This window comes from Shigella sp. FC1967 (assembly GCF_001743005.1).
In the GTDB taxonomy this organism is placed as follows: domain Bacteria; phylum Pseudomonadota; class Gammaproteobacteria; order Enterobacterales; family Enterobacteriaceae; genus Proteus.
In genome coordinates this window covers 1-1,620 of record NZ_MIIZ01000956.1, presented here as the reverse complement: position 1 = coordinate 1,620, position 1,620 = coordinate 1, and the positions used below count along the sequence as shown (strand labels likewise).

At 50.4% G+C, this 1,620-nt stretch carries 1 protein-coding gene; it reads left to right on the top strand.

Annotated elements, in window-relative coordinates:
• Window positions 1-46: 46 nt before the first annotated feature.
• Window positions 47-1,558, top strand: coding sequence for a UvrD-helicase domain-containing protein (locus BHE89_RS16700; protein WP_011872866.1), 1,512 nt, complete (start codon window positions 47-49; stop codon window positions 1,556-1,558).
• Window positions 1,559-1,620: the final 62 nt, after the last annotated feature.

Sequence of the window (1,620 nt, the reverse complement as noted above, 5' to 3'; positions counted from 1 at the left end):
AAAAGAAGCGCATCACTCTCCAGATGTGTTTGTCGTAGGGGGCATCATGAAACAACTTCCTCCTGACACACCAGAACAATCACTGATCACTCAGTACAAAGGGCCTCGCCTTGTCGTTAAGGCCTACGCTGGAACGGGTAAAACCACGACACTGGTGAAGTACGCCCACAACAACCTCGATTCACGTATCCTCTACTTGGCATACAACCGGGCTATCCGCGATGAGGCAAGAGAAAAGTTTCCTGCAAACGTAGACTGCAAAACGTCCCACCAGCTTGCCTACGCAACTATAGGACGGGGCTACCAGCACAAACTCTCCGGCAACCTAAGGCTCACCGATATTGCCCAAGCGGTGAATACCAAGAACTGGACGTTTGCCAAAGATATTCTCGATACGCTCAACGCCTTTATGTGCAGTGCAGACATGCGGATTCTTTATACGCATTTTGCTCGCGCCGATACGGGTAAAGTGCTTACGTCCAAACAGGAGAGATACCAAATCCAGGTGGTCGAAGGTGCTGAGCTCATATGGAAACGGATGACAAACGTTCAAGATCCGTTCCCGACCGTACACGACTGCTACCTCAAACAGTATCAGCTCGGGATGCCGAATCTGTCTCGCCGGTACACCACCATTCTTTTTGATGAGGCACAAGACGCTAACCCCGTAACAAGTAGCATCGTCCTACAGCAGAACTGCAAGGTAATCCTGGTTGGAGATCGCCACCAGCAGATCTATAGGTTCAGAGGCGCAAACAACGCCCTTGATAGCAAAGAGCTCATGAACGCCGACCAACTCTATCTCACTCATAGCTTCCGCTTTGGCCCTAACGTTTCCCTGGTGGCAAACGCCCTTCTTGAACTCAAAGGTGAAACACGACCTGTTGTTGGCCGGGGACCAGCAGATCAGGTAGTCATGTTTTTACCAGGTGATGTGGGCCATCGCGCAATACTTCACCGAACTGTCATGGGGGTTATAGAGACGGCGCTCTCTGCGACCGAATCCGGAGCGCAGGTTTTCTGGGTCGGTGGAATCGACGCTTACCAGATCAATGAGCTCCAGGATTTGTACTGGTTTTCGATGGCAGAGCCAGACCGGGTAAAGAATAAGAAACTGCTTGATGAGTATGAAGACTACTTCGAGTATCAAGAAGTAGCGAAGGCGACCAAAGACCCTGAGATGATGAGGGCTGTCAAGATCATCAACAGCTACGATGAAATCCCTGAACGACTCACCACTCTACGACGCAATACAGTCAAAGAAGAGTTTGGGGCTGACATTACGGTCTCAACAGCTCATCGGTGCAAAGGGTTGGAGTGGGACTTTGTTCAGCTCTATGACGACTTTCCGGATGTCCTGGACCCAGAGCTCGACCCAATGGCCCGTGACGATGAAATAAACCTGCTCTACGTCGCATCCACCAGAGCGATGCGAATCCTTGCATTGAACAGCGCTGTCGAGATGGTTATCCGCTACATCACCCAAAAACGCATGGTCGAGAAGCAGATGAAGATGGCCGCAGAAGCGACAGAAGTTGAAGAGGACACGACCAAATAGTTTGGTCAATTCTTTCACATGTGAAAGTTGACAAATAAAACGCTCTAAGCGCCCTAAATGGG

What these genes read in the sequence shown, in the direction of transcription:
- BHE89_RS16700 (WP_011872866.1), top strand. Translation starts at nt 47, where the DNA reads ATGAAACAACTTCCTCCTGACACACCAGAACAATCACTGATCACTCAG.